Raw genomic sequence first — 18,957 nt, forward strand, 5'->3', positions numbered from 1 at the left:
TCGCAACGCCAGCGGCGGCAAAGGTGAGGGCCGCCATCAAACGCTTCAGTTTCATGCCTTGCTCCTAGCAGGAATATTGGGGGTGTTGGATGGATCGGGGCCCAGTATCTGCAGGCCGCATGAACACGATATGACTCCAATATGACAATTGGATGAAAGGCCATCACTGGAAACCCAGGATGGCCTTTCTAAATGTTGCAGAGGTGTGCTGGGCAGGTCCGGCCTCATCGCCGGCAAGCCGGCTCCCACAGGGTCTGCGGCAATCCTGTGGCAGCCGGCTTGCCGGCGATGAGGCCAGCAAGGCCTGCGCCTTAGCGTTTGTTGGCGAGCAGATAGACGCCAACGATCAGACCGACGGCGCACAGGCCGGCCACGTAATAGGCCGGTGCCATCGGGCTGACCTTGAGCAGCGCCGTCACCACCATCGGCGTCAAACCGCCGAAGATCGCGTAAGCCATGTTGTAGGAGAACGACAGCCCGGTGAAACGCACCACCGGCGGGAAGGCCTTGACCATCACGTAAGGCACCGCACCGATCACGCCCACGCACAGGCCGGTCACGGCGTACAGCGGGAACAGCAGCTCCGGGTGCGTGGCCAGGCTGTGGTAGAAGGTCCAGGAACTCACCAGCAGCATCAGGCTGCCGATGACGAACACCCGCCCGGCGCCAAAGCGGTCGGCCAGGCTGCCCGAGGCGACGCAGCCCAGGCTGAGCAGCACGATGGCCAGGCTGTTGGCCTTGAGCGAGTCGGTCGGGCTGATGTGGTAGATGCTCTGCAGCAGCGCCGGGGTCATCAGGATGATCACCACGATGCCTGCCGACAGCAGCCAGGTCAGCAGCATCGACAGGATGATCGGGCCACGGTGATCGCGCAGCACCGCGCGCAGCGGCAGCTCCTCGGCCAGCGCCTTGCGCTGCTGCATCTCGGCGAACACCGGGGTTTCGTGCAGCCAGCGGCGCAGGTACACGGCAAACAGCCCGAACACCCCGCCCAGCAGGAACGGCACGCGCCAGGCGTAGTCGGCCACTTCTTCGGGGGTGTAGACGCTGTTGATCAGCGTCGCCACCAGCGAGCCCAGCAGGATGCCCGCGGTCAGGCCGGCAGTCAGGGTGCCGCAGGCATAGCCGGTGTTGCGCGCCGGAACGTGCTCGGAGACGAATACCCAGGCACCTGGCACTTCACCGCCGATGGCCGCGCCCTGGATCACGCGCATCAGCAGCAGCAGGATCGGCGCCCACATGCCGATCTGCGCATAGGTCGGCAGCAGGCCCATGATCAGGGTTGGCAAAGCCATCATGAAGATGCTCAGGGTGAACATCTTCTTGCGCCCCAGCAGGTCGCCGAAGTGGGCCATGACGACGCCGCCCAGCGGCCGCGCCAGGTAGCCGGCGGCGAAAATGCCGAAGGTCTGCATCAGGCGTAGCCATTCGGGCATGTCGGCGGGGAAGAACAACTTGCCGACCACGGTGGCGAAGAACACGAAGATGATGAAGTCGTAGAACTCCAGCGCTCCGCCCAGGGCGGACAGTGAGAGGGTTTTGTAGTCACTGCGGGTCAGCGGCCGCGAGGGCTGCTCGATACTGCTCGGCACGGAAGTCATCGCTGGTTGTTCTCTTGTAGGTCATGCAGGCCGCTTGCAACGCGGCTTCTGGATTGGGCGGACAGGCGAAGATAGCAAATTGCCGAGCCACGCCGAAAGCGATACAAAATCCATACAGATATTCATGAATGCGCGGTCGTCGCTGGCCGTTTGGCTATATATACTGGCCGTTCGTAGGAAAAGGTTGCCGCCAGCTTGGGATGTTGTGCGAAAACGCCGGTCTTGATGTCAGACGGTTTCGCAGAGTTTCCCTATGGCCGTCCAGCGAAGCGATATCGGCGTAGTCTGTTTTGCGCAGGTTCGTTTTCCCTCGCCACACCAACGAAAGCGTCACGGGTCAGAGGCCCCACCGCATGATCGAACTCGAACAAGAAGACCCCATCCCGCAAGGCGACCTGGCCTTGCAGATCACCGCACTGCCACGCGAAACCAATGGTTTCGGCGATATCTTCGGCGGCTGGCTGGTTGCCCAGATGGACCTGGCCGGCACGGCCATGGCCAGCCGCGTCGCCGGTGGCCGAGTGGCCACGGTGGCCATCGACCGCATGGCCTTCCTGGTGCCGGTGGCCGTGGGCGCGCAGCTGTCCTTCTATACCCAGACCCTGGAGATCGGCCGCAGCTCGATCCAGATGATGGTGGAAGTGTGGAGCGACGACCCGCTGTCCAGCGAATGGCGCAAGGTCACCGAGGCCGTCTTCGTGTTCGTCGCCATCGACGGCAGTGGCCGCACCCGCTCGGTGCCTCGTCGCTGAGCCATGCGGGCGTTAAACTCATTGCAGGCCACCGGGTCGAAGGCCCACAGGCAATCAATGAGAACAGCGCAATGGCTAGCTTCAAGGTCGAAACCGAGCAACACGGCGAACTCAACTGCTGGCGCATCAGCAGCGACCACGCCGAACTACTGATCGCCCAGCAGGGTGCGCAGATTCTCAGCTACCAGCGTGTTGGCGAGCCACCGCTGTTGTGGCTGAGCGACCAGGCGATCTTCCGCCAGGGCAAGTCGGTGCGCGCCGGCGTGCCGGTGTGCTGGCCGTGGTTCGGCAACCTGCAGCGCAACCCGCAAGCGGTGCAAGCCATGTACCACGCCGAGCAGGCCCCGGCCCACGGGCTGGCGCGCACGCGTGACTGGCAGTTGCTGGGCATCGAAGAAGCGGGCAGTGAACTGCGCATCGAATTCGGCCTGCCCGAGGCCCAGGGCGAGCTGCCGGGCTGGCCGCACGATGTCGAGCTGAAGCTGCGCGTGGTGTTGGGCGACGCACTGGAGCTGAGCCTCACCAGCCACAACCACGGCACTGCGCCGGTGACCATCAGCCAGGCCCTGCACAGCTACTTTGCCGTCAGCGACGTGCGCCAGGCGCGGGTCGAAGGCGTCGAAGGGCTGAGCTACATCGAGACTTTGGCCGACTGGGAGCAGCGCCAGCAGCAAGGTGCACTGGCCTTTGCCGGCGAAACCGACCGCATCTACCTGGATACCCCACCCACGCTGAGCATCGTCGACCCGCACTGGAACCGGCGCATCACCCTGGCCAGCAGCGGCTCGCGTTCGGCGGTGATCTGGAACCCATGGACCGAACGGGCCAAGGAGCTGGCGGACATGGCCGACGATGGCTGGCAGCGCATGCTGTGCATCGAGACGGCGAATGTCTGGGATGATGTGGTGACGTTGGCACCCGGGAAGGGCGTCGCGTTGAGCGTATCGATCAGTAGCCAAGCGCTCTGATCCGACGGTTTCAGCGAGGCTGCCGGCCTCTTCGCGGGGCAAGCCCGCTCCCACAGATAACCTGCTGAGGTAAACCTGTGGGAGCGGGCTTGCCCCGCGAAGAGGCCGGTTCAGACAACCTCAAAGGTCAGCATCCTCCACTACCCTCACCTTCCCCGCATCCAGGGCATAGGCCGCATCGGCCAGGTCATTGCTGACCTTCTCCACCTTCAACGTCCCGCTGACCCACAGCGGCGTGTAGATATCATCGATCTTCAGCCCCTTGGGATAACGCACCAGCACCAGCTGGTTCGGCGGCGGTGGCGGCACGTGGATGCAGGCGCCCGGATACGGCACCAGGAAGAACAGCGTGCTGTTGCCCTTGGCATCGCTCTCCAGCGGCACTGGGTAGCCGCCCAGGCGGATGGCCTTGCCATTCATGCTGGCCACGGTCTTGGTCGAATACATCACCGCCGGCAGGCCTTTGCTCTGCTTGAGGCCGCCCTTGTCGGTGAAGGTGCCCATGGCTTCGGGGGAGTTGTGGTCGATCTCCGGCATCTGCTCCAGGGCCTTCTGGTCCGACTTGGGCATCAGCTCCAGCCAGTCGGTTTCAGGCAGCTCGGCATGGGCCAGGGTGCTGGCAAGCAGCAAGGGGAGGAGGAAAAACGCACGCATGAAAATGCTCGGCAACTCGGATGAATTGCCGGGCATTCTAACCACTAATTAGCGTTTCTTGATGAATCCGTAGATCACCAGCAGCACCACGGCACCCACCAGCGCACCGAAGAAGCCTGCGGCCTGGCCTGCCTGGTAGATGCCCAGTGCCTGGCCGCCATAAGTGGCGAGCAGGGAGCCGGCGATACCCAGGAGGATGGTCATGATCCAGCCCATGCTGTCGTCGCCCGGCTTGATGAAGCGGGCCAGCAGGCCAACGATGAGGCCGATGAAGATGGTTCCAATGATGCCCATGGCATTCCCTCTGCAGTGAAAATGGAACAAGCCAAAGCCTAGTCAGCGCTTTGGCTTGTTGCCATGTTCAGAGGGCAAGGCGCCTGGAGAAGTTCGATCAGTTGCTGATCAACGCCTCTACTTCGGCGATCTTGGCCTGCAGGGTGGCCATGTCCTGGCAACGCAGGGTGGCGTGGCCGACCTTGCGCCCGAGCTTGAAGGCCTTGCCGTAGTGGTGCAGGTGGCAGTCGTCGATGGCGACGACCTTGTCCACCGCCGGCACTTCACCGATGAAGTTGAGCATCGCGCTCTCGCCGACCTTGGCGGTCGAGCCCAGCGGCAGGCCGGCAACGGCGCGCAGGTGGTTCTCGAACTGGCTGCACTCGGCGCCTTCGATGGTCCAGTGCCCGGAGTTGTGCACGCGCGGGGCGATTTCGTTGGCCTTCAGGCCACCGTCGACTTCGAAGAACTCGAAGGCCATCACGCCCACGTAGTCCAGCTGCTTGAGCACACGGCCGACGTAGTCTTCGGCCAGCGCCTGCAGCGGGTGCGCCGCGCTGGCCACCGACAGGCGCAGGATGCCGCTTTCGTGGGTGTTGTGCACCAGCGGGTAGAAGCGGGTTTCGCCATCGCGGGCACGCACCGCCACCAGCGACACTTCGCCGGTGAAGGGCACGAAGCCTTCGAGCAGGCAAGGCACGCTGCCCAGCTCGGCGAAGGTACCCAGCACATCGTCAGGGGTGCGCAGCACCTTCTGGCCCTTGCCGTCGTAACCCAGAGTGCGGGTCTTGAGCACGGCCGGCAGGCCGATGCTGGCGACCGCGGCATCCAGGTCCTGTTGCGAGAGGATGTCGGCGAAGGCCGGGGTCGGGATACCCAGGTCGCGGAACATGCTCTTTTCGAACAGGCGGTCGCGGGCGATGCGCAGCGCCTCGGCACTGGGGTAGACCGGGACGAACTGCGAAAGGAAGGCCACGGTTTCGGCCGGGACGCTTTCGAACTCGAAGGTCACCAGGTCGACTTCGTCGGCCAGCTGGCGCAGGTGGTCCTGGTCGCTGTAGTCGGCCCGCAGGTGTTCACCCAGGGGCGCGGCACAGGCATCCGGTGCCGGGTCGAGGAAGGCGAAGTTCATGCCCAGCGGAGTGCCCGCCAAGGCCAGCATGCGGCCCAGCTGGCCGCCACCGATTACACCGATCTTCATGGGTTGGGCCTCAAGCCTGGCGTGGATCTGGGTTGTCCAGCACGGTGTCGGTCTGTTCCGTGCGGAATTGCTTGAGCGCGGCGTGGTACTGCGGGTACTTGGCGCCGAGGATGCTCGCCGACAGCAGGGCAGCATTGACCGCACCGGCGCGGCCGATGGCTAGCGTTGCGACCGGCACACCGGCCGGCATCTGCACGATCGACAGCAGCGAGTCGACACCCGACAGCATCGACGACTGCACCGGCACGCCCAGCACCGGCAGGTGGGTCTTGGCGGCGCACATGCCTGGCAGGTGGGCAGCGCCACCGGCACCGGCAATGATCACCTCGATGCCACGCCCTTCTGCCTCTTCGGCGTACTGGAACAGCAAGTCCGGGGTGCGGTGGGCGGAAACCACCTTCACTTCGTAGGGAATGCCGAGTTTTTCCAGCATATCGGCGGTGTGGCTAAGGGTGGACCAATCGGACTTGGAGCCCATGATCACGCCAACCAGTGCACTCATCGTCGAGCCTCTTCGCTTGTTGCGCCCGCAGGCGCGTCAAAAAACAACAAGCCACGCGGGACGACCGGCGTGGCTTGTTTGCTGATCCGGACCGGAGCTGTCCGGTCGAAAGGCCGCGCAGTATAGCGTAACCAAGGCCGTTGCTGGCACCCCTGGCGACCAACTGTCGGCCTTATTTTTCGGGGCTTTGGCTGACTTTTGGGTCAACCGCGGCGCCCCCTTCGAGCTTGCGCCACAACAGCCTCACGTTGGCCTTGCGCACCAGGGCGCAGCGGTACAGGCGGATCTCCAGCGGCACGTGCCATTGGCTGCCGCCGCAAATGGCCAGCTCGCCCCGCTCCAGCTCGCCCCGCATCGACAGCTGCGGCACCCAGGCAATGCCCATGCCTTCCAGCGCCATGCTCTTGAGGCTGTCGGCCATGGCCGTTTCATAGACGGTGGTATAGCGCAGGCTGCGCTGGCGCAGCAGCAGGTTGACCGAGCGGCCGAGGAAGGCGCCGGCGCTGTAGGCCAGCAGCGGCACGCTGCTGTCGCCTTCGAGGTCGAACAGCGGCTTGCCATCGGCCCCCACCGCGCACACCGGCAGCATTTCGGTATTGCCCATGTGCAGCCAGGGGAAGATCTCGGCATCCATCTGCAGCGCGGCATCCGGGTCGTAGAACGCCAGCATCAAGTCGCAGCCACCTTCGCGCAAGGCATGCACCGCATCTCCGACGTTAGTCGCAACCAGGCGGGTGGCGATGTTCAGGCCATCGTTGCGCAATTGCGCAACCCAACGTGGGAAAAAGCCCGAAGCCAGGGAGTGCGCGGCGGCCACCTGGACCACCTCGCCCTGCCCGCCTTCAAGGTGATGAAGATGGCGCAGCACCTCGCCCAGCTGGTCGACCACGGTGCGCGCGGTGACCAGAAACAGCTGCCCGGCCTCGGTCAATTCAATCGGGGTGCGGGAACGATTCACCAGGGTCAGGCCAAGGGCTGCTTCGAGGCTGCGAATACGCCGGCTGAAGGCTGGCTGGGTGACGAAACGGCGCTCCGCCGCCTGGGAAAAACTGCGGGTCGCGGCGAGGGCGCTGAAGTCTTCCAGCCACTTGCTTTCAAGGTTCATGAAGCGAGTCTCCCGGCATGCACCAAAATGGAACACGCTCGATTGTCAATTGGCGTCACACGAAACACTATGCCGTTTGTGCATAGGTTAGCGTGCAACAGCATTGGCCGCAAAATCCCCTTCAGGCCTAGGATTGGCGCCATTCCGGCAGGTGCCGGGTCAAAATCGAGATGATATCCATCATGTCCTCCGCTGCATCGTTCCGCGTCGAAAAAGATCTGCTTGGTACCCTTGAAGTCCCTGCCGATGCCTACTACGGCATCCAGACCCTGCGCGCTGCCAACAACTTCCACCTCTCCGGTGTTCCGCTGTCGCACTACCCGAAACTGGTAGTCGGCCTGGCGATGGTCAAGCAGGCAGCTGCTGACGCCAACCGTGAGCTGGGGCACCTGAGCGATGCCAAGCATGCCGCGATCAGCGCAGCCTGCGCACGACTGATCAAGGGCGACTACCACGAGCAGTTCGTGGTGGACATGATCCAAGGCGGTGCTGGTACTTCCACCAACATGAACGCCAACGAAGTCATCGCCAACATCGCGCTGGAGGCCATGGGCCACCAGAAGGGTGAGTACCAGTACCTGCACCCGAACAACGATGTGAACATGGCCCAGTCGACCAACGACGCCTACCCGACCGCCATCCGCCTGGGCCTGCTGCTGGGCCACGACGCCCTGCTGGCCAGCCTCGACAGCCTGATCCAGGCCTTCGCTGCCAAGGGCAAGGAATTCGACCACGTACTGAAGATGGGCCGTACCCAGCTGCAGGACGCCGTGCCGATGACCCTGGGCCAGGAATTCCGCGCCTTCGCCACCACCATGACCGAAGACCTGCAGCGCCTGCGCTCGCTGGCTCCGGAACTGCTGACCGAAATCAACCTGGGCGGCACCGCCATCGGTACCGGCATCAACGCCGACCCGGGCTACCAGGCCCTGGCCGTACAGCGCCTGGCCACCATCAGCGGCCAGCCGCTGGTACCGGCTGCCGACCTGATCGAAGCCACCTCCGACATGGGCGCCTTCGTGCTGTTCTCCGGCATGCTCAAGCGCACCGCGGTCAAGCTGTCGAAGATCTGCAACGACTTGCGCCTGCTGTCCAGCGGCCCGCGCACCGGCATCAACGAGATCAACCTGCCGGCGCGTCAGCCAGGCAGCTCGATCATGCCAGGCAAGGTCAACCCGGTTATCCCGGAAGCGGTCAACCAGGTGGCCTTCGCCATCATGGGCAACGACCTGGCCCTGACCGTCGCCGCCGAAGGTGGCCAGCTGCAGCTGAACGTGATGGAACCGCTGATCGCCTACAAGATCTTCGATTCGATCCGCCTGCTGCAACGCGCCATGGACATGCTGCGCGAGCACTGCATCGTCGGCATCACCGCCAACGAACAGCGCTGCCGTGAACTGGTCGAGCACTCGATCGGCCTGGTCACCGCCCTGAACCCGTACATCGGCTACGAGAACGCCACCCGTATCGCCCGTGTTGCCCTGGAAACAGGCCGCGGCGTGCTGGAACTGGTGCGCGAAGAGAAGCTGCTGGATGAAGAGATGCTCAACGACATCCTGCGTCCGGAAAACATGATCGCTCCACGTCTGGTTCCGCTGAAGGCGTAACCCGGCCGCTGCAAACAGTCTCACCAGGTCGAGGGACTAGACACCTCTCAACCTTTCAAGGGCCCGAGCGCACGCTTCGGGCCCTTTTTTTCGTCTGCCGCAGCCCGGCACACAACTTGCTCCATAATGCCTCCCAGCCAAACGGGATTACCGAGCATGCTGCATAGCCACCTGACCACCCTGAATGCGGTTTCGCTGATCCTCAACCTGTTCCAGGAAGACGGTTGCGAGGCCACGGCGTTGCTCGCCGGCAGCGGCATAGGCCCGGCGGACCTTGGGCATGCCGATGCGCGCATCACCACCCAGCAGGAGCTGCAGGTGTGTGCCAATGCCGTGGCGCGGCGCGAGGACATCGGCCTGGAACTGGGCCGGCGCATGCATGTGTCGTGCTACGGCATGCTCGGTTACGCGCTGCTCTCCAGTGCCACTTTGGGTGACGCCCTGCGTCTGGCGCTGCAGTATCCGGCACTGCTGGGAACAGTCTTCCAGCTGCGCCTGATCGACGATGGCCAGCGGGTCTGGTTCAGCGCCAGCGACTATCACGACGGCCCGGCGCTGGCTGCTTTCAATGCCGAGTTCTGCCTGGTGTCGCTGAAAGTCATCTGCGACGACCTGCTCGGCCGCCCGCTGCCATTGCTCGGCGCCCGCTTCGAACATGCCCGGCCCGGCTACCACGCGCTCTATACCCGGGCATTCCACTGCCCGCTGAGCTTCGCCGACGAAGACAACGCCTTCGCCTTCGAGCGGCGCTGGCTCGACACCCCGTTGCCATTGGCCGACCCGATCACCCACAAGGCCATGAGCGAACGCTGCCGGCGGCTGAACCTGGAATTCACCGGGCGCCAGGCGTGGCTGGGGCGAATCCGCCAACTGTTGCTGCAGCAACTGGATGCGGCGCCGGGGCTCGAAGGCCTGGCGCGGCAGATGAACTGCTCCTCGCGCACCTTGCGCCGGCATTTGCAGGCGCTGGGCAGCAGTTACCAGCAGCTGCTCGATGAGCTGCGCTTCGAACGGGCCAAGCAGTTGCTGGCCGATGAGCAGATGCCGATCTACCGGATTGCCGAGACCTTGGGTTTCAGCGAAACCGCCAGTTTTCGGCATGCGTTCCAGCGTTGGAGTGGTGTAGCGCCCAGCCATTTTCGCGGCTGACCGTAGCCCCACAGAAACCGCACCGCACCTTGTGGGAGCCGGCTTGCCGGCGATAGGGCCGGTACAGGCCAGCGACCTTGGCCACATCGATCCCCTTTTGGCCGTTTGCGTCGTTCTCCCCCTGCAGGCCGCCCACGAGAATGGGCCCACGCCTGTACCCCCGGAGAACAACAATGCTGACAATCTATTCCGATGACCACCGCCTGCACCACGGCCGCTGCGAGCTGATCGACGGCAAGCTGATGCCTTGCTTCGAAATGCCTTCGCGCGCCGACCATGTGCTCGAGCAGGTGAAAAAGCGCAACCTCGGCGACGTTCAAGGCCCGACCGATTTCGGCCGCGCACCCATCCAGCGCATCCACAGCGCCGACTACCTCGACTTCTTCCAAGGCGCCTGGGGCCGCTGGGCCGCGCTGGGCCACGAAGGCGACCTGCTGCCCTTCACCTGGCCGGCCCGCACCCTGCGCCAGGTCAAGCCGACCGGCCTGCACGGCGAGCTGGGCTACTACAGCTTCGACGCCGGCGCGCCGATCACCGCCGGCACTTGGCAAGCCGCCTACAGCGCCGCGCAAGTGGCGCTGACCGCCCAGGCCGCAATCCAGCAAGGCGCGCATTCGGCCTTCGCCCTGTGCCGCCCACCAGGGCACCACGCCGCCGGCGAAGTCATGGGCGGCTACTGCTACCTGAACAACGCGGCCATCGCCGCCCAGGCGTTCCTCGACCAGGGCCGCGGCAAAGTGGCCATCCTCGATGTCGACTACCACCACGGCAACGGCACCCAGGACATCTTCTATTCGCGCAGCGACGTGTTCTTCGCCTCGATCCACGGCGACCCACAGGCCGAATTCCCGTTCTTCCTCGGTTATGCCGACGAAACCGGCGAAGGCGCAGGTGCTGGTTGCAACATCAACTACCCGCTGCCCGCCGGCAGTGACTGGGCCGCCTGGAGCGCCGCCCTGGAAGACGCCTGCCAGCGCATCGCCGCCTACGACGCCGATGTGCTGGTGATTTCGCTGGGCGTGGACACCTTCAAGGACGACCCGATCTCCCAGTTCAAGCTGGACAGCCCGGACTACCTGGAAATGGGCAAGCGCATCGCACAGCTCGGCAAACCGACCTTGTTCGTGATGGAAGGTGGCTACGCTGTGGAAGAAATCGGTATCAACGCAGTCAACGTGCTGGAAGGTTTCCAGCGTGCCCAGCCAGGAGCCCGGTAAATGGTCCGACTCAAGCGTCTGCTCGCCCCGTTCATCGCTGCCACCCTGTTCACCGGCGCCTTCCAGGCCCAGGCCGAACAGCGCACCCTGCGGGTGTACAACTGGTTCGACTACATCACGCCGCAGACCTTGAGTGACTTCCAGAAAGACAGCGGGGTCAAGCTGGTCTACGACATCTTCGACACCAACGAGGCCCTGGAAGCCAAGCTGCTGACCGGCAACTCCGGCTATGACGTGGTGGTGCCGTCCAACGTGTTCCTCGCCAAGCAGATCGAGGCAGGGGTCTTCCAGCCGCTGGACCGCAGCAAGCTGCCGAACTGGCAGCACCTGGACCCGGCCCTGATGAAGCTGATCGAGGCCAACGACCCGGGCAACAAGTTCGCCGTGCCCTACATGTACGGCACCGTGCTGATCGGCTTCAACCCGGACAAGGTCAAGGCCGTGCTCGGTGCCAACGCGCCGGTGGACAGCTGGGACCTGATCTTCAAGGAAGAGAACATCGCCAAGCTCAAGCAATGCGGCGTGGCGCTGCTCGACTCGCCGTCGGAGATCCTGCCGCTGGCCTTGAAGTACCTGGGCCTGGACCCGAACAGCGACAAGCCGGACGACTACAAGAAGGCCGAAGCGCTGCTGCTGAAGATTCGCCCGCACGTCACCTACTTCCACTCCTCCAAGTACATGGCCGACATCGCCAACGGCGACATCTGCGTCGCCGTCGGCTATTCCGGCAGTTTCTCCCAGGCCGCCAACCGGGCACGGGATGCGAAGAATGGCGTGGTGGTGGACATGCGCCTGCCCAAGGAAGGCGCGCCGATCTGGTTCGACATGCTGGCGATTCCGAAGGGGGCCGCCAACCCGGAGGATGCGCACGCCTTCATCAACTACCTGCTGAGGCCGGAAGTGATTGCGCCGATCAGTGACTTTGTCGGGTACCCGAACCCGAACAAGGATGCGACCGACAAGGTCAGCCCGGCGATTCGCAACAACCCCAACCTGTATCCGACGGCCGAGGCGATGGCCAAGCTGTACACGCTCAAGCCCTTGTCGCGTGAGGCAGAGCGGGCGCGCACGCGGGCCTGGACCAAGATCAAATCCGGGACCTGACAGCAGGGCCGCTTTGCGGCCCAATCGCCGGCAAGCCGGCTCCCACAGGTTCTGCGCTATTGCTGAACCAGCGGGTAATCAGCAGGTTGCCCGCTATTGCTGGGCCAGCGGGTAACTTGTGGGAGCTGGCTTGCCAGCGATTGGGCCGCAAAGCGGCCCCCTATGATCTCCAAGCCTTGCGCAAACGCATCAACGCCTCGGCAATCTCCCCCTCCGGCACCGCCGCAAACCCCAGCACCAGCCCCGCACGCTTATCCACAGGCACCTCGCTGTCCTCCAGCCAGTAACCACTCAGCGGATTCACCTCCACCCCCACCGCCTCCGCCTTGGCTACCAGCTCCTGCTCGCGGGCAAAGTTATCCACATCCACCTTCACATGCAGCCCCGCCGCCACCTCCGGCATCCCCGCCAGCCCCGGCACATCCACAGGCCAACCGGCCTTGAGCACATTGCGCCGGCTCAAGGCCGCCCGGCGCATGCGGCGGATATGCCGCTGGAAGTGCCCCTGGGCCATGAACTCGGCCATCACGCACTGGGTACCCACCTCGGAATGGCGCATCGCCAGCGCCCTGCCCTGGCTGAAGGCCTGCACCAATCGCGCCGGCAGCACCAGGTAGCCAAGGCGCAGCGCCGGGAAGGCGATCTTGCCGAAGGTGCCCACGTACAGCACCCGCCCCTGGCGGTCCAGCGCCGCCAACGGGGCCAGCGGCGCGCCGCTGTAGCGGTACTCGCCGTCGTAGTCGTCCTCGATGATCCAGCCATCGCCGCGCTCGGCCCAGGCCAGCAGCGCCAGGCGTCGGGCCAGGCTCATGGTCACGCCGGTGGGGTACTGATGAGCGGGCGTCACGTAAGCCAGCCGGCAGTCCTGCAACTGCTCCAGGCGCCGGCAATCCATGCCTTCCTCATCCACCGCGATGCCCGTCACCTTGCCACCGGCCACGGCGAAGGTATGCCCTGCCGCCCGATAGCCTGGGTTTTCCACAGCCACGGTGTCGCCCGGCTGCAGCAGCAACTGTGCACAAAGGCTGATGGCCTGCTGTGCGCCACTGGTGATCACAATTTGTTCAGCGGTGCACGAGAGCCCCCGGGAGCGGCGCAGGTAAGCGGCGATCAACTCACGCAGCGTCCACTCGCCGGCCGGGTCACCGTAGCCCAGTTGCGCAGGCTCGGGGTTTCGCCAGAAACCCGCTTGCAGCTTGGCCCAGACGTCGAACGGGAACAGGTCGAAGGCCGGGATGCCCACGCGAAAAGCGCGCGGCGCGCCGCTTCTTGGCAGCGGCAAGTGGTTACTTTTCAGACGCTCCAACGGCTCGCTGGACAGCGTGTTGCTGGATAAATCCTCAGTATTTTCCGGTGAAAATGTGGATAACCCTGTTGATAAACCCCGGGATAACCCTGTGGATAGTTGTGTGGATAGTTTTGCCTGGCGGCTCACATAAGTGCCATCCCCTACCCGGCTTTCGATATAGCCCTCGGCATAAAGCTGGTCGTAGGCGCGGACTACGCTATTGCGCGACAGCGCCAGGATGTTGGCCAAATCGCGGCTGGCCGGCAGCCGCGTGCCACTGCTCAGGCGCCCGTCCAGCACCCGCGCACGCAGTGCCTGGTAGAGCTGCTGGCTCAAGCCCCGGCGGCGGTCGAGCACGATCCCGGCGGGGTCGAACGGAAGTACAAGAGGACGCTCGCTCATGGCATTGGACCTATAAAAACAGCCTGAAATGGATCTTACACTGGACCAATAGCCTGCCTAGGATGGAGCCATTGGACAAGGAACCTGCGCATGTACAACAGCAAACCTCACCAGGAACACGACCTGCAACGCTTGCACCAGCACATGCTCGACACCCGCCTGGCAGTGCTGGTCAGCCACGGCGAGCAGGGCTTGCTGGCCACCCACCTGCCGGTGCTGGTGGACACTGCCGAAGGCGAATTCGGCACCGTCTACGCCCACCTGGCGCGCGCCAATCGCCAGTGGCAGGACCTGGAGCAAGGTGCCGAGGCCTTGCTGGTGTTCCCGGGTGCCGATGCCTATGTCAGCCCCAGCTACTACCCCAGCAAGGCCGACAACCCCAAGGTGGTGCCGACCTGGAACTACCTGGCCGTGCACGCCTATGGCCCGGCCGAAGTGATCCACGACGCCGCGCCGCTGCTGAGCATCGTCACCCGGCTGACCGAGCGCCATGAGCAAGGCCGCGATAACCCGTGGCAAGTGGCCGACGCGCCCCGCGACTACCTCGACGGCATGCTCCGCGCCATCGTCGGCATCCGCTTGCCCATCGCCCGCCTGCAAGGCGCGCGCAAGCTCAGCCAGAACCGCTCGGCGCAAGACATCGCCGGCGTGCGCGAAGGCCTGGCCAGCAGCCCCGATTACCTCGACAACCAACTCGCGGCGCAGATGCGCCAGCTCTGAAGGAAAAGCCCCATGCCCAGCGTTACCCTGCGCCCTGTCGGCGCCAACGACCATGCTGCCTGGCTCGCCCTGTGGCAGGCCTATCTGCGCTTCTACCAAACCGAGCTGCCCGAGGCGGTCAGCGCCAGCACCTGGCAGCGCCTGCTCGACCCCAGCGAACCGACCCATTCGGCCCTGGCCTGGGTCGATGGCAAGGCGGTGGGCATGGTCAACTGGATCTACCACCGCTCCAACTGGAGCATCGAGAACTCGTGCTACCTGCAGGACCTCTACGTCGACGGCAACCAGCGTGGCCTGGGCATCGGCCGCCAGCTGATCGAGCACGTCTACGCCACCGCCAAGGCGGCCGGCTGCATCAAGGTGCATTGGCTGACCCACGAAACCAACGCTACCGCCATCAGCCTGTATGAACAGGTTGCCGAGCGGCCAGGCTTCATCCAATTTCGCAAAGGGTTGTAGGCCGACATGACTGACGCACTGAACTGGAAACCCGCTGCAGCGCCCAAGGCCGCGACCATCGAAGGCCGCTTCATACGCCTGGAGAAACTCGACCCGGCCCGCCACGCCGACGATTTGTGGCAGGCCCTGCAGGGCCCGCAAGCCGATCCGCTGCTGTGGGACTACCTGCCCTACGGCCCCTTCGCCGAGCGCGCCGCCTTCGACCGCTGGCTCGAAGGCAACGCTGCCGGCCACGATCCGCTGTACTACACCGTGCTCGACCGCGCCAGCGGCCAGGCCCAGGGGGTGCTCACGCTGATGTCGATCGTGCCCGACCACGGCCGCATCGAGATCGGCCACATCGCCTTCGGCGCACCCATGCAGCGCACGCCAAAGAGCACCGAGGCGGTGTACCTGCTGGGCAAGTTGAGTTTCGAGCTGGGCAACCGCCGCCTGGAATGGAAGTGCAACAACGCCAATGCCCGCTCCAAGCGCGCGGCAGAGCGGTTTGGCTTCCAGTTCGAAGGGGTGTTTCGCAAGCACCTGGTGGTCAAGGACCACAACCGGGATACGGCGTGGTATTCGATTACCGATGATGAGTGGCCGCAGGTGGCGGCGGGGTTCGAGCGCTGGTTGAGCGAGCAGAACCAGCAGCCTGAGGGGCAGGTGCGGACGTTGGAGCAGTGTCGCAAGGGCTGAGTTTTGCCCACAGGTACATCACAGGCCTCGAGGCTGGTGGGGTATCTGTGGGAGCCGGCTTGCCGGCGATAGGGCCAGTAAATGCAGCACAAAAAAAGGGGAGCATCCGCTCCCCAGAGGTTAACCGCTTGTAGATGAAGGCTTCTGTCAGCCTTCGATCTCGATCAGGATTTCACCCGGCGTCACACGGTCGCCCTTGGCCACATGGATGGCCACGACCTTGCCGGCGATGGCCGCCTGCACTTCGGTTTCCATCTTCATCGCCTCGGTGATCAGCACCGCCTGGCCGGCCTTGACCACATCACCTTCCTTGACCAGCACATCGACGATGTTGCCCGGCATGGTGGTGCTGACGTGGCCCGGTGCGCTGGCCTGCTTGCGCTTGCTGCTGCCGCCACCGACGAACTCGTTGAGCGGCTCGAACACCACTTCCTCCGGCATGCCGTCGATCGACAGGTAGAAGTGGCGCTTGCCTTCGGCCTTCACGCCCACGCCGGTGATGTCGACGCGGTAGGTCTCGCCATGCACGTCGATGACGAACTCGGTCGGCACGCCTTCGCCACCATGGGCCACCGCAGCGCCTGCTTCCGGGATCGGCAGCAGCGCTTCAGGGGTCAGGGTGCCGGCTTCGCGCTCTTCGAGGAACTTGCGCCCGATGTCCGGGAACATGGCGAAGGTCAGCACGTCTTCCTCGCTGCGGGCCAGGGCGCCGATGTCGGCACGCAGCTTGGCCATTTCCGGCTTGAGCAGGTCGGCCGGGCGCACGTCGATCACTTCTTCGCTGCCGATCGCCTGGCGCCGCAGCTGCTCGTTGACCACACCCGGGGCCTTGCCGTAACCGCCTTGCAGGTACAGCTTCACCTCGTTGGTGATGGTCTTGTAGCGCTCGCCGGCGAGCACGTTGAAGAACGCTTGGGTGCCGACGATCTGCGAGGTCGGGGTCACCAGCGGCGGGAAGCCGAGGTCTTCGCGAACCCGTGGGATCTCGGCCAGCACTTCGTTCATGCGGTTGAGCGCGCCCTGCTCCTTGAGCTGGTTGGCCAGGTTGGAAATCATGCCGCCTGGCACCTGGTTGACCTGCACGCGGGTGTCCACGGAGGTGAACTCGCTTTCGAACTGGTGGTACTTCTTGCGCACGGCGTAGAAGTACAGGCCGATTTCCTGCAGCAGCTCCAGGTCCAGGCCGGTGTCGAACTCGCTGCCCTTGAGCGCGGCGACCATCGACTCGGTGCCCGGGTGGCTGGTGCCCCAGGCGAAGCTGGAGATGGCGGTGTCGATGTGGTCGGCGCCGTTTTCCACCGCCTTGAGCTGGCACATGGCAGCCAGGCCGGCGGTGTCGTGGGAGTGGATGAACACCGGCAGCGACTGCTCGGCCTTCAGCGCCTTGACCAGCTCGCCGGTGGCATACGGGGTCAGCAGGCCGGCCATGTCCTTGATCGCCACCGAATCGCAACCCATGGCTTCCATCTGCTTGGCCTGGTTCACGAAGGCCTCGATGGTGTGCACCGGGCTGGTGGTGTAGGCGATGGTGCCCTGGGCATGCTTGCCGGCCGCCTTGACCGCCTCGATGGCCACGCGCAGGTTACGCACGTCGTTCATCGCGTCGAAGATGCGGAACACGTCGATGCCGTTGACCGCAGCCTTGGCCACGAACGCCTTGACCACGTCATCGCTGTAGTGGCGGTAGCCCAAAAGGTTCTGGCCGCGCAGGAGCATCTGCAGGCGGGTGTTGGGCAAGGCATTGCGCAGTTTGCGCAGGCGCTCCCACGGGTCTTCCTTGAGGAAGCGCACGCAGGCGTCGAAGGTGGCGCCGCCCCAGACTTCCAGCGACCAGTAGCCGACCTTGTCGAGCTTGTCGCAGATCGGCAGCATGTCTTCGGTACGCATGCGGGTGGCCAGCAGGGACTGGTGGGCGTCGCGCAGGATCGTGTCGGTTACGTGAATTTTCTTGGACATTATGGGGTTCCTCACAGGCCTGCGTGGGCGGCGATGGCGGCGGCGATGGCCAGGGCCAGCTCTTCGGGTTTGCGCTTGATCGAGTAGTTGGTCAGTTCAGGGTGGCTTTCGACGAAGCTGGTATTGAACTGGCCGCTACGGAATTCCGGATTGCGCAGGATTTCCTGGTAGTACGCGGCGGTGGTCTTCACCCCTTGCACGCGCATGTCGTCCAGGGCCCGCAGGCCGCGGTCCATGGCTTCTTCCCAGGTCAACGCCCACACCACCAGCTTCAGGCACATGGAGTCGTAGAACGGTGGAATGGTGTAGCCGGTGTAGATCGCGGTGTCGGTACGCACGCCCGGGCCGCCGGGGGCGTAGTAACGGGTGATCTTGCCGAAGCTTGGCAGGAAGTTGTTCTTCGGGTCTTCGGCGTTGATACGGAACTGCAGCGCGTAGCCGCGGTGCTGGATATCTTCCTGCTTGACCGACAGCGGCAGGCCCGAGGCGATGCGGATCTGCTCGCGGACGATGTCGATACCGGTGATTTCCTCGGTGATGGTGTGTTCCACCTGCACCCGGGTGTTCATCTCCATGAAGTACACCTCGCCATCGGCGAGCAGAAACTCCACGGTACCGGCGTTCTCGTAGTTCACCGCCTTGGCCGCACGCACCGCCAGGTCGCCGATGTAGGCGCGCTGTTCGGGGGTGAGCTGCGGGCTCGGGGCGATTTCGATGAGCTTCTGGTTGCGGCGCTGGATCGAGCAGTCGCGCTCGAACAGGTGCACCACGTTGCCGAAGCTGTCACCGAGGATCTGCGCCTCGATGTGCTTGGGGTTGACGATGCACTTTTCCAGGAACACTTCGGCCGAGCCGAAGGCCTTGGTGGCCTCGGAAATCACCCGTGGGAAGTTCTGTTCCAGTTCTTCGCGGCTGTTGCAGCGGCGGATGCCGCGCCCACCGCCGCCGGAGGTGGCCTTGAGCATCACCGGGTAACCGATGCGCTCGCCTTCGCTCAGGGCTTCGTGGATGTCGGCAACGTTGCCTTCGGTGCCTGGGGTCACCGGCACTCCGGCCTGGATCATGGTGCGACGCGCTTCGGTCTTGTCGCCCATGCGGCGAATGACGTCGGCGGCCGGGCCGATGAACTTGATCCCGCGCTCGGCGCAGATCTCTGCCAGCTCGGCATTTTCCGACAGGAAACCGTAACCCGGGTGCAGGGCATCACAGCCGGTTTCCACAGCAAGGTTGACCAGCTTGCGCGGGTTCAAGTAACCGGCCAGTGGCTCGGCACCAATGCTGTAGGCCTCGTCGGCGCGCTTGACGTGCAAGGCGTGACGGT

18 protein-coding genes are annotated in these 18,957 nt (G+C 64.4%); 9 read left to right on the forward strand and 9 right to left on the reverse strand.

Annotation, left to right across the window (positions count from 1 at the left end; genetic code table 11):
• Positions 1 to 311: 311 nt before the first annotated feature.
• Positions 312 to 1,601, reverse strand: coding sequence for an MFS transporter (locus tag B3E94_RS11735; RefSeq protein WP_286913625.1), 1,290 nt, complete (start codon positions 1,599 to 1,601; stop codon positions 312 to 314).
• A 353-nt stretch (positions 1,602 to 1,954) separates the two neighbouring features.
• Here B3E94_RS11735 and B3E94_RS11740 point away from each other — a divergent pair, with 353 nt between their 5' ends.
• Together B3E94_RS11740 and B3E94_RS11745 are read left to right on the forward strand one after the other, a co-directional pair.
• Complete coding sequence (locus B3E94_RS11740; protein ID WP_003253317.1) at positions 1,955 to 2,353, forward strand: acyl-CoA thioesterase; 399 nt, start codon at positions 1,955 to 1,957, stop codon at positions 2,351 to 2,353.
• Between the two features lie 71 nt (positions 2,354 to 2,424).
• Entirely contained in the window at positions 2,425 to 3,321 is an 897-nt protein-coding gene (locus B3E94_RS11745) for a D-hexose-6-phosphate mutarotase (RefSeq protein ID WP_286913626.1), read from the forward strand.
• A gap of 120 nt (positions 3,322 to 3,441) precedes the next feature.
• Here the strand turns inward: B3E94_RS11745 and B3E94_RS11750 are convergent, their stop codons facing one another.
• The 5 genes from B3E94_RS11750 to B3E94_RS11770 all read right to left on the reverse strand — a co-directional run bounded on the left by B3E94_RS11750 (position 3,442) and on the right by B3E94_RS11770 (position 7,056).
• Positions 3,442 to 3,975: a DUF3299 domain-containing protein gene (locus B3E94_RS11750; RefSeq protein ID WP_414708149.1), complete on the reverse strand. Its 534-nt coding sequence runs from the start codon at positions 3,973 to 3,975 to the stop codon at positions 3,442 to 3,444.
• Between the two features lie 48 nt (positions 3,976 to 4,023).
• The gene (locus B3E94_RS11755) at positions 4,024 to 4,269 is read right to left on the reverse strand and encodes a GlsB/YeaQ/YmgE family stress response membrane protein (RefSeq protein WP_010955824.1); all 246 of its coding nucleotides are present in this window, start codon (positions 4,267 to 4,269) and stop codon (positions 4,024 to 4,026) included.
• Positions 4,270 to 4,366: 97 nt separating this feature from the next.
• Positions 4,367 to 5,449, reverse strand: coding sequence for a 5-(carboxyamino)imidazole ribonucleotide synthase (locus B3E94_RS11760; RefSeq protein ID WP_286913628.1), 1,083 nt, complete (start codon positions 5,447 to 5,449; stop codon positions 4,367 to 4,369).
• Positions 5,450 to 5,459: 10 nt separating this feature from the next.
• Entirely contained in the window at positions 5,460 to 5,951 is a 492-nt protein-coding gene (gene purE, locus B3E94_RS11765) for a 5-(carboxyamino)imidazole ribonucleotide mutase (protein ID WP_003253304.1), read from the reverse strand.
• Positions 5,952 to 6,123: 172 nt separating this feature from the next.
• Positions 6,124 to 7,056: a LysR substrate-binding domain-containing protein gene (locus tag B3E94_RS11770; RefSeq protein ID WP_176517938.1), complete on the reverse strand. Its 933-nt coding sequence runs from the start codon at positions 7,054 to 7,056 to the stop codon at positions 6,124 to 6,126.
• Positions 7,057 to 7,238: 182 nt separating this feature from the next.
• Here B3E94_RS11770 and aspA point away from each other — a divergent pair, with 182 nt between their 5' ends.
• The 4 genes from aspA (at position 7,239) to B3E94_RS11790 (ending at position 12,133) form a co-directional block, all read left to right on the forward strand.
• Complete coding sequence (gene aspA / locus B3E94_RS11775; RefSeq protein WP_176517937.1) at positions 7,239 to 8,663, forward strand: aspartate ammonia-lyase; 1,425 nt, start codon at positions 7,239 to 7,241, stop codon at positions 8,661 to 8,663.
• Positions 8,664 to 8,819: 156 nt separating this feature from the next.
• Complete coding sequence (locus B3E94_RS11780; RefSeq protein WP_286913630.1) at positions 8,820 to 9,812, forward strand: AraC family transcriptional regulator; 993 nt, start codon at positions 8,820 to 8,822, stop codon at positions 9,810 to 9,812.
• Positions 9,813 to 9,985: 173 nt separating this feature from the next.
• The gene (locus tag B3E94_RS11785; RefSeq protein WP_286913631.1) at positions 9,986 to 11,029 is read left to right on the forward strand and encodes a histone deacetylase family protein; all 1,044 of its coding nucleotides are present in this window, start codon (positions 9,986 to 9,988) and stop codon (positions 11,027 to 11,029) included.
• On the forward strand, positions 11,030 to 12,133 hold the full coding sequence (locus B3E94_RS11790) for a polyamine ABC transporter substrate-binding protein (protein ID WP_236237601.1): 1,104 nt from the start codon (positions 11,030 to 11,032) through the stop codon (positions 12,131 to 12,133).
• Between the two features lie 160 nt (positions 12,134 to 12,293).
• Here the strand turns inward: B3E94_RS11790 and B3E94_RS11795 are convergent, their stop codons facing one another.
• Positions 12,294 to 13,823, reverse strand: a complete 1,530-nt coding sequence (locus B3E94_RS11795; RefSeq protein WP_286913632.1) for a PLP-dependent aminotransferase family protein — start codon at positions 13,821 to 13,823, stop codon at positions 12,294 to 12,296.
• Positions 13,824 to 13,913: 90 nt separating this feature from the next.
• Between B3E94_RS11795 and B3E94_RS11800 the strand changes: the two genes are divergently transcribed.
• The 3 genes from B3E94_RS11800 to B3E94_RS11810 are packed head-to-tail and all read left to right on the forward strand — an operon-like array spanning position 13,914 to position 15,680.
• Positions 13,914 to 14,543 carry an FMN-binding negative transcriptional regulator gene (locus tag B3E94_RS11800; RefSeq protein ID WP_286913633.1) on the forward strand — a complete coding sequence of 210 codons (630 nt, stop codon included), beginning with the start codon at positions 13,914 to 13,916 and terminating at the stop codon, positions 14,541 to 14,543.
• A gap of 12 nt (positions 14,544 to 14,555) precedes the next feature.
• On the forward strand, positions 14,556 to 15,002 hold the full coding sequence (locus B3E94_RS11805; protein ID WP_176511807.1) for a GNAT family N-acetyltransferase: 447 nt from the start codon (positions 14,556 to 14,558) through the stop codon (positions 15,000 to 15,002).
• Between the two features lie 6 nt (positions 15,003 to 15,008).
• Positions 15,009 to 15,680 (forward strand): GNAT family N-acetyltransferase, encoded by a 672-nt coding sequence (locus tag B3E94_RS11810; RefSeq protein WP_236237852.1) that lies wholly within the window; start codon positions 15,009 to 15,011, stop codon positions 15,678 to 15,680.
• Positions 15,681 to 15,827: 147 nt separating this feature from the next.
• Here the strand turns inward: B3E94_RS11810 and oadA are convergent, their stop codons facing one another.
• Together oadA and B3E94_RS11820 are read right to left on the reverse strand one after the other, a co-directional pair.
• The gene (oadA, locus tag B3E94_RS11815; protein WP_176511805.1) at positions 15,828 to 17,636 is read right to left on the reverse strand and encodes a sodium-extruding oxaloacetate decarboxylase subunit alpha; all 1,809 of its coding nucleotides are present in this window, start codon (positions 17,634 to 17,636) and stop codon (positions 15,828 to 15,830) included.
• An 11-nt stretch (positions 17,637 to 17,647) separates the two neighbouring features.
• Positions 17,648 to 18,957: acetyl-CoA carboxylase biotin carboxylase subunit (locus tag B3E94_RS11820; protein ID WP_286913635.1), on the reverse strand; the 1,310-nt coding region annotated here is incomplete at its 5' end.

Source organism: Pseudomonas sp. UBA6315 (assembly GCF_002438125.1).
Taxonomy (GTDB): domain Bacteria; phylum Pseudomonadota; class Gammaproteobacteria; order Pseudomonadales; family Pseudomonadaceae; genus Aquipseudomonas; species Aquipseudomonas faucium.

What these genes read in the sequence shown, in the direction of transcription:
- B3E94_RS11735 (WP_286913625.1), bottom strand. Translation starts at nt 1,601, where the DNA reads ATGACTTCCGTGCCGAGCAGTATCGAGCAGCCCTCGCGGCCGCTGACC.
- B3E94_RS11740 (WP_003253317.1), top strand. Translation starts at nt 1,955, where the DNA reads ATGATCGAACTCGAACAAGAAGACCCCATCCCGCAAGGCGACCTGGCC.
- B3E94_RS11745 (WP_286913626.1), top strand. Translation starts at nt 2,425, where the DNA reads ATGGCTAGCTTCAAGGTCGAAACCGAGCAACACGGCGAACTCAACTGC.
- B3E94_RS11750 (WP_414708149.1), bottom strand. Translation starts at nt 3,975, where the DNA reads ATGCGTGCGTTTTTCCTCCTCCCCTTGCTGCTTGCCAGCACCCTGGCC.
- B3E94_RS11755 (WP_010955824.1), bottom strand. Translation starts at nt 4,269, where the DNA reads ATGGGCATCATTGGAACCATCTTCATCGGCCTCATCGTTGGCCTGCTG.
- B3E94_RS11760 (WP_286913628.1), bottom strand. Translation starts at nt 5,449, where the DNA reads ATGAAGATCGGTGTAATCGGTGGCGGCCAGCTGGGCCGCATGCTGGCC.
- purE (WP_003253304.1), bottom strand. Translation starts at nt 5,951, where the DNA reads ATGAGTGCACTGGTTGGCGTGATCATGGGCTCCAAGTCCGATTGGTCC.
- B3E94_RS11770 (WP_176517938.1), bottom strand. Translation starts at nt 7,056, where the DNA reads ATGAACCTTGAAAGCAAGTGGCTGGAAGACTTCAGCGCCCTCGCCGCG.
- aspA (WP_176517937.1), top strand. Translation starts at nt 7,239, where the DNA reads ATGTCCTCCGCTGCATCGTTCCGCGTCGAAAAAGATCTGCTTGGTACC.
- B3E94_RS11780 (WP_286913630.1), top strand. Translation starts at nt 8,820, where the DNA reads ATGCTGCATAGCCACCTGACCACCCTGAATGCGGTTTCGCTGATCCTC.
- B3E94_RS11785 (WP_286913631.1), top strand. Translation starts at nt 9,986, where the DNA reads ATGCTGACAATCTATTCCGATGACCACCGCCTGCACCACGGCCGCTGC.
- B3E94_RS11790 (WP_236237601.1), top strand. Translation starts at nt 11,030, where the DNA reads ATGGTCCGACTCAAGCGTCTGCTCGCCCCGTTCATCGCTGCCACCCTG.
- B3E94_RS11795 (WP_286913632.1), bottom strand. Translation starts at nt 13,823, where the DNA reads ATGAGCGAGCGTCCTCTTGTACTTCCGTTCGACCCCGCCGGGATCGTG.
- B3E94_RS11800 (WP_286913633.1), top strand. Translation starts at nt 13,914, where the DNA reads ATGTACAACAGCAAACCTCACCAGGAACACGACCTGCAACGCTTGCAC.
- B3E94_RS11805 (WP_176511807.1), top strand. Translation starts at nt 14,556, where the DNA reads ATGCCCAGCGTTACCCTGCGCCCTGTCGGCGCCAACGACCATGCTGCC.
- B3E94_RS11810 (WP_236237852.1), top strand. Translation starts at nt 15,009, where the DNA reads ATGACTGACGCACTGAACTGGAAACCCGCTGCAGCGCCCAAGGCCGCG.
- oadA (WP_176511805.1), bottom strand. Translation starts at nt 17,636, where the DNA reads ATGTCCAAGAAAATTCACGTAACCGACACGATCCTGCGCGACGCCCAC.